The sequence below is a fragment of the Streptomyces sp. MK7 genome (genome assembly GCF_032658145.1).
GTDB classification, from domain to species: Bacteria; Actinomycetota; Actinomycetes; order Streptomycetales; family Streptomycetaceae; genus Streptomyces; species Streptomyces spiralis.
This window is the reverse complement of record NZ_JAVACL010000043.1, coordinates 53,080-59,892: the sequence shown is the minus strand read 5'-3', so window position 1 is coordinate 59,892 and position 6,813 is coordinate 53,080. Positions and strand designations below refer to the sequence as shown.

General features: G+C 72.5%; 7 protein-coding genes. 5 read left to right on the top strand and 2 right to left on the bottom strand.

Features of this window, described 5'->3' with window-relative positions; translation table 11 throughout:
* Positions 1 to 125: 125 nt before the first annotated feature.
* Complete coding sequence (locus R2S09_RS32505) at positions 126 to 1,646, top strand: SDR family NAD(P)-dependent oxidoreductase (protein ID WP_306191679.1); 1,521 nt, start codon at positions 126 to 128, stop codon at positions 1,644 to 1,646.
* Positions 1,647 to 1,781: 135 nt separating this feature from the next.
* Here R2S09_RS32505 and R2S09_RS32500 read toward each other — a convergent pair whose 3' ends face one another.
* Entirely contained in the window at positions 1,782 to 2,300 is a 519-nt protein-coding gene (locus tag R2S09_RS32500; RefSeq protein ID WP_316744889.1) for a hypothetical protein, read from the bottom strand.
* A 436-nt stretch (positions 2,301 to 2,736) separates the two neighbouring features.
* Here R2S09_RS32500 and R2S09_RS32495 point away from each other — a divergent pair, with 436 nt between their 5' ends.
* Positions 2,737 to 2,910: a hypothetical protein gene (locus R2S09_RS32495; protein WP_107473447.1), complete on the top strand. Its 174-nt coding sequence runs from the start codon at positions 2,737 to 2,739 to the stop codon at positions 2,908 to 2,910.
* Positions 2,911 to 2,967: 57 nt separating this feature from the next.
* Positions 2,968 to 3,450, top strand: a complete 483-nt coding sequence (locus R2S09_RS32490) for a GNAT family N-acetyltransferase (protein ID WP_316744887.1) — start codon at positions 2,968 to 2,970, stop codon at positions 3,448 to 3,450.
* Between the two features lie 83 nt (positions 3,451 to 3,533).
* Here the strand turns inward: R2S09_RS32490 and R2S09_RS32485 are convergent, their stop codons facing one another.
* Entirely contained in the window at positions 3,534 to 4,895 is a 1,362-nt protein-coding gene (locus R2S09_RS32485; RefSeq protein WP_316744886.1) for an amidase family protein, read from the bottom strand.
* Positions 4,896 to 5,251: 356 nt separating this feature from the next.
* Here R2S09_RS32485 and R2S09_RS32480 point away from each other — a divergent pair, with 356 nt between their 5' ends.
* Positions 5,252 to 5,503 (top strand): hypothetical protein, encoded by a 252-nt coding sequence (locus R2S09_RS32480; RefSeq protein ID WP_306191683.1) that lies wholly within the window; start codon positions 5,252 to 5,254, stop codon positions 5,501 to 5,503.
* 13 nt (positions 5,504 to 5,516) lie between these two features.
* Positions 5,517 to 6,743, top strand: a complete 1,227-nt coding sequence (locus R2S09_RS32475; protein ID WP_316744885.1) for an SPFH domain-containing protein — start codon at positions 5,517 to 5,519, stop codon at positions 6,741 to 6,743.
* Positions 6,744 to 6,813 lie beyond the last annotated feature (70 nt).

Below are 6,813 nucleotides of genomic sequence, written 5' to 3'. Positions count from 1 at the left end.
GCAGCCAGGCAGTCGTCACCTCTCGCCGCGTTTGGCGGTGCGTCCTCGGGCTGCCGTAAGATTCCCCGTTCGAAAGCGGGCGCGAGTCGGAGCGCCGCGCGAGCGATCAGGGAAACGGCAGCGCGATGACGGTGACAGACGACGGCTCCATGGCCATGGACGAGGTGGTGGTGTACGCGCCCGGCGACGAGACCGCGTACGGGCCCGGAATCGACCCCGAGCGCCTCGCCGTCTGCCTCGACGTGCTCAAGGAGCTGGACCGGCTCGAGGTCGACCACCCCGACGCCGTCACGGTGCGCCGGGCCACCTCGCACGTCTACCGCGTGGTCAAGCAGCGCCGCCGCCAGGAGCGCCGGGCCGCCAAGACCGCGCACGACCGCACCGTCACCGAGGCCACCGCCACCGGCTCCGCCGAGCGCATCGACGACGAGACCGAGGGCATTCTGCCGTCCTCCAAGGTCGAGGCGGGCAGGATCGCGGGCATACTCCAGCGCCCCCGCTCCTGCTACACCTGCAAGCAGCGCTACGTCGAGGTCGACTACTTCTACCACCAGCTCTGCCAGAAGTGCGCCGCCGAGAACCGCGCCAAGCGGGACGCCCGCACCGACCTCACCGGCAAGCGCGCCCTGCTCACCGGCGGCCGGGCCAAGATCGGCATGTACATCGCGCTGCGCCTGCTGCGCGACGGCGCGCACACCACCATCACCACACGGTTCCCCAAGGACGCCATCCGCCGGTTCAAGGCCATGGAGGACTCGGCGGACTGGCTGCACCGGCTGGAGGTCGTCGGGATCGACCTGCGCGACCCGGCGCAGGCCGTGGCCCTGGCCGAGCAGGTCACCGGCGCCGGCCCGCTCGACATCCTGATCAACAACGCGACGCAGACCGTGCGCCGCCTGCCCTCCGCCTACGCGGCGCTGGTCGAGGGTGAGAGCGCCCCGCTGCCCGCCGGCGAGCTCCCCGGCCACCATGTCATCGGCGCCTTCAACTCCGGCGCCGTCGACGGCATCGCCGCGCTGCCCCTCGGCACCAGCGGCCTGGACGCCCAGAAGGTCGCCGACCTGGCCCTGGTCGCCGGCAACGCCAGTGTCGCCCGGCACCTCGACGGCACCGCCATCGACGCCGGCGGCCTCGTCCCGGACGTCGTCGACACCAACACCTGGGTGCAGACCATCGACCAGATCTCGCCGGTCGAGCTGCTCGAGACCCAGCTGTGCAACTACACGTCGCCGTTCATCCTGATCAGCGCGCTGCGCCCGGCCATGGCCGACGCCGCGAAGAAGGCGGCGAGCGGACGCGCGTACGTCGTCAACGTCTCGGCCATGGAGGGCGTCTTCAGCCGCGGCTACAAGGGAGCCGGGCACCCGAACACCAACGCCGCCAAGGCGGCCATGAACATGGTCACACGGACCAGCGCGACGGAGATGTTCGAGACGGACGGCATCCTCATGACCTCCGTCGACACCGGCTGGATCACCGACGAGCGCCCGCACTACGACAAGCTGCGCCTCGCCGAGGCCGGCTTCCACGCCCCGCTCGACCTGGTCGACGGCGCCGCCCGCGTCTACGACCCGATCGTGCGCGGCGAGGCGGGCGAGGACCTGTACGGCGTATTCCTGAAGGACTACGCGCCCGGCAAGTGGTGAGCCGGACCCTACGTGCCCCGACCCTACGTGCCCTGACGAGACCCGACCTGACGAGATCTGACCTGCCGGACCTGGTCCGCCGGGCCCCGACGTGCCGGGACCCGGCCCGGCCCGGACGGTGCGGGACCGGTCCGGTCAGTCGATCGCGCCCAGGCGGGAGTTGCGGGCCGCGACCAGCTCCAGGAGGGTCCGCCAGTCCTCGAGGACCCCGGCGTCGGAGCCGTCGGCGCGCGCCTCCTCGCGCGCCTGGCGCAGGGCCAGGGCGTCCTCGTCGACCGGGTCGGCGCGGCGGCCCTCGCCGGCCACCGCCTGCCGCCGTACCAGACGGGCGACGCGCTCGCCCAGCAGGCCCCGCACCGCGTCGGCCGCACGGTCGGCGAGAGCCGCCACGTCCTCGGCCCCGCCTCCACCCGCGGCTCCGGTCGCGGACCCGGCCCCGGGGGCCGGATCCAGCAGCCGGCCGATGCCGTGGACCAGGCCCGCCACCTGGAGCTCCTTGTCGGCCGGACGGCGCCGGCGCAGCAGTGCGGCCGTCCGCAGCGCATGGTCGTGGAGGTCGGCACGGTGGCCGTCGCGGCCGAGGCGATCGGGTGCGGCGGCGCCCCGGCAGGCGTACAACAGATCCATCAGCTCCTCGACGCTGCGCAGCTCCATGCGTCAGTCCTCCCGCGAGACAGCCGTTGCGGTACGCCAGCAGACCATGGCCGGCTTGCGGCCGGGCCAACGGGATCTGAACTGAGCGACGCATACCGAACGGATGGGTCCTCCATGATGTGTGATGCGACAAATCGGTTCATAAACTATCCAATGAACACGCTTGACTCCAGATAGTTACCTGGACTTTGCAGCCCTATCGAGCGAGGGGCCGCTCATTTGGTTAATCTGGAGTAGGCGGACAGCACCAAGGGGTTCCAACCAGCACCCATGGTCCGTCCCGGGGCGAGCGGGTGCACAACGGCCTGCCCGAACCCCAGTTGCCGGCGCCACCGCGTCCGATCTGTCCTTGAGCCAGACCCGAGCGGACGTCGGGCGCCGGAGCGAAGACTGGCGTCAGACGCCCCGAGGGTGACCGACACATAAGGAGTGCGCGGTGACACCGGAAAAGACGAATCGCGAAGAAGGCCCCAAGGAACGCACGGAGCGCCGCTCCCGGCGCCCCGGAGATCTCGGCAGTCTCGACGTGTGGGCCCGGTCCGCCCCCATCCGTCTGGCCGGCTACGAGGACGACCTCGCCGAGCCGCACATCCTGCCCAGCGTGGACTGACTTCCTGGAGCCCGCCGACGCGATCGCCCACAGCATGGGCGTGTGAGACTCGCGCCCATGCTGATCAGGGAAGCCGTCGCCGAGGACTGGCCGCGCATCTGGCCGTTCTGGCACCGCGTCGTCGCCGCCGCCGAGACCTACGCCTGGGACCCGGACATGTCCGAGGAGGACGCCCGGGCCCTGTGGATGAGCCCCGCCAAGCGGGTGTTCGTCGCTGAGGACGACACCGGCACGGTCGTGGGCTCCGCCTATGTCACCCCGAACTACGGCGGCCCCGCCGCCCGTGTCGCGAACGCGGGCTTCATGGTCGACCCGGACCGGGCCGGCCAGGGCATCGGCCGCGCCCTCGCCGAGCACGTCCTGACGGCCGCCAGGGCCGACGGCTACCGCGGCATGGTGTTCAACGCCGTCGTCGAGACCAACCCGGCCGTGGCGCTGTGGACTTCCCTCGGCTTCACCGTGCTCGGCACGGTCCCGCGGGCGTACGAGCACCCGCGGCACGGCCTGGTCGGCCTGCACATCATGTACAGGTCCCTGTAGAGCCCCCGGAGGCCTCCAGGCCCGAGGCCTGGAGGCCCGAGGCCCGGAGCCCTGGATCTGAGGGCGTGGGGTGGCCCCCGCGGCTACCCGAGCTCCAGGCCGGCTGTCCTGCGCCAGGGGCGCGACCGCTCGATCTGCTCCGCCAGCTCCAGCAGGACGGCCTCCGAGCCCGGGCGGCCCACCAGTTGCACGGCGCAGGGCGCGCCGGAGGGCAGGGTGCCGAAGGGGACCGCCATCGCCGGCCAGCCCGTCAGGTTCCACGGCGGAGTCATCGGCGAGTAGGCGGTGTTGGCGAGCACATTGCGCAGCCAGCCCCGCTCGTGCCACGGCACGGCCCGCGGGGAGCGGCGGGCCAGCGCCGGGGTGAGCAGCACGTCGTGCTCGGCGAAGAACGGCTCCAGCCGCTCGCGCAGCCGCTCGCGCGCGGTGCCCGTGCGCACGCCGTCGACGAACCGCCGCCCGACGGCCGCGTGCACACGGGTGCGGCGGGCCAGCCGCCGCGGGTCCAGGCCCGTCGCGTCCACGGCCGTGCCGGCCGTCCAGTGCCGCACGGCCGTGACGCCGAGCGACATCGGGTACGGGGGGTCGGCACGCCGCACCCGGTGACCGGCTCCGGCCAGCAGCTGTGCGGCCTCCCGGACCGCGTTGCTGTACGGCCTGCTCACCGTGACCCCGGCCAGCGGGCTGCGCACGGACACGGCGATCGTGCGTGCCGCGTCCTGCGCCCCGGATGTCGCCTCGTCGTCCACCCCGCCGTCCGCCAGGACCGAGAGCGTCAGGCGGGCGTCCTGGACCGTCGTCGCGAGCGGCCCGTTCTCCGACATGCCGAACCAGTCGCCGTTGCCGATGCCCGCCGGCACCACGCCATGCCCCGGCTTGATGGTGACGAGGCCGCAGTTGGCGGCCGGGATGCGCAGGGACCCCATGCCGTCGTTGCCGAGGGCGATCGGCACCATCCCGGCGGCGACCGCCGCCGCGCTGCCGCCCGACGAACCGCCCGCCGTGCGCGAGGTGTCCCACGGGTTGCGGGCGGTGCCGTGCACGCCCTCCGTGGTGCCGAAGACGCACAGCTCGGGCACATTGGTCAGGCCCACCACCACCGCGCCCGCCGCCCGCAGCCGGGCCACGGTGACATGGTCGTCGCCGGCGGGCGCCTCCGGTGTCGCGGCCGAGCCGAGGCGCGTGGACTCGCCGCGCACCGCGAGATTGTCCTTCACGGCCACCGGCACGCCCGCCAGGGGCAGTCCGTCCAGGTCGGACCGGGCCGCGACCTCGTCGGCCTCGGCCAGTGCCGCCTCGGCACGGACGGTACGGAAGGCGCCGATCCGGCCGTCCAGGCGCTCGATCCGGGCGAGGTGCTCGGCCACCACCTCGCGGGGCATGGCCTGCTTCTCTCGTACGGCGACGGCGATCTCGGCGGCAGTCAGGCCGACCCAGCTGGTCACGGGCGCTCCTCGGGAGGGGGCGGACATGGTCGTACTCACGAGTACGTTGTGGGGAACTGTGCCCGCAGGCAGCCCCTCCCGTCGAGAGGTCGGGGCACGTTGTCCGGTCAATGACCCGACTTCGCCGGCTCAGGGCAGGACGACGAGGCGGACCTGCGGACCGGACCGCATCCGGCCGGCGGAGGACGTCCGGCACGGCCGGCGGGTGGAGAGCTTCTCGCGTGTATGCGGCACGCATACGGTGCGCACGGCACCGCGCCGGTCGCTCCCGGTCGGGCCCGCCGCGGCGTATGCGGCTCGCCCCGGTGGGGCTATGGTCGGAAGGACAGGACGAGTACGAGGGGAAGTAGTCGGCGATGGCGCAGGACGAGGCCGTGATCGGCTGCACGGGGGAGCTTCTCATCGGTACGCGTGGATCCGCCGGTCCCGGCGAGATCCTGGTGCGGGTCAGAGGCGGTTCCGAGACCTTCCTCGCCTGGTCGCAGGAACCGCTGCCGATCGGTGCGACCGTACTCGTGGTCGAATCCCGTGGATGCCGTGAGGTCGACGTCATCGAGTGGTCCGACCCGTTGGACAGGTTGCGCGACGATTCGGCCGACGCAGGCTAAGGAGAACAAGCCCATGTTCGGTTACCGCGTTCCCGCCCCCGACGAGGCGATGCTGATCTCCGGAGGCAGGCGGGGACTGGGGGGCGCGCCGTTCCGGGTGGTGACGGGGCACGGCAAGTTCGTGCTGCCCGTCTTCCGCAAGGTCCGCTTCCTCACCCTGTCCATGTGCGAGTCCGAGGTCGTCGAGACCTGCGTCACCAAGCAGGGAATCGCGCTGCACGTCCGCGCCGTCATCGCGTTCAAGGTCGGCAACGACAACGAGAGCATCATCAACGCCGGGCAGCGGTTCCTCTCCGACCAGGACCAGATGTCGGTCCTGACCGGCCGGATCTTCGCCGGTCACCTGCGCGCCATCATCGGCTCGATGACCGTGGAGGAGATCGTCACCGAACGCCAGAAGCTCGCCGCCGAGGTGCTGGACACCTCCAAGACGGAGATGGCGAAGATCGGCTTGATCGTGGACTCGCTGCAGATCCAGTCGATCGACGACGGCGACACCGGCTACATCGACGCGATGTCCGCCCCGCACAAGGCGGCCATCCAGCGGCAGGCCCAGATCGCCCAGGCCCAGGCCAACCAGGCCGCCGCCGAGGCGGAGCAGGAAGCCGCGCGCAGGCAGGCCGAGTACGCCCGTCAGACGGCCGTGGTGAAGGCGGAGTACTCGGCGGAGGTGGACCGGGCCCAGGCGCACGCGGCCCAGGCCGGCCCGCTGGCGCGGGCGCACGCTCAGCAGGAGGTGCTCGCCGCCCAGACGGAACTGGCGCAGCGGCAGGCCAAGCTCCGCCAGCAGGAGTTGGTGGCCGAGATCGTGAAGCCCGCGGAGGCCGAGGCCGAGCGGGTCAGGATCCTCGCCGCCGCGGAGGCGCAGCGGATGAAGGTCCAGGCCGAGGCAGCGGCGTCGTACGACCGGGTCGCGCTCGACCGGATGCTGATCGACCAGCTCCCGCTGATCGTCAAGGAGGCCGCGGGCGGCCTCTCCGGAGCCAATGTCAATGTCCTCAACGGCGCGGACGGGCTCGGCGAGATCGCGGCCGGTCTGGTCGCCCAGGGCCTGACGATCCTGGACTCGGTCCGGCAGAACCTGAACGGCCACGGCGGCCAGAACTCCGGCGGACGCCCCGAGGAGGGCAACGGCCGGCTCGAGCTGCGGGGCCCGGACGGGGCGAAGCCGGAGACCGACGAGAAGCAGCCGGGCGACGACTCGGCCGCCGGGGACCGGCCGCGGCCCCGGACGCCGTGAGATTCCGGACCGGGCGCGGACCGGGGCTCTTCGTGCGGCGCGCGCGCAGTGGCGCACGAGGTGTTCGGCA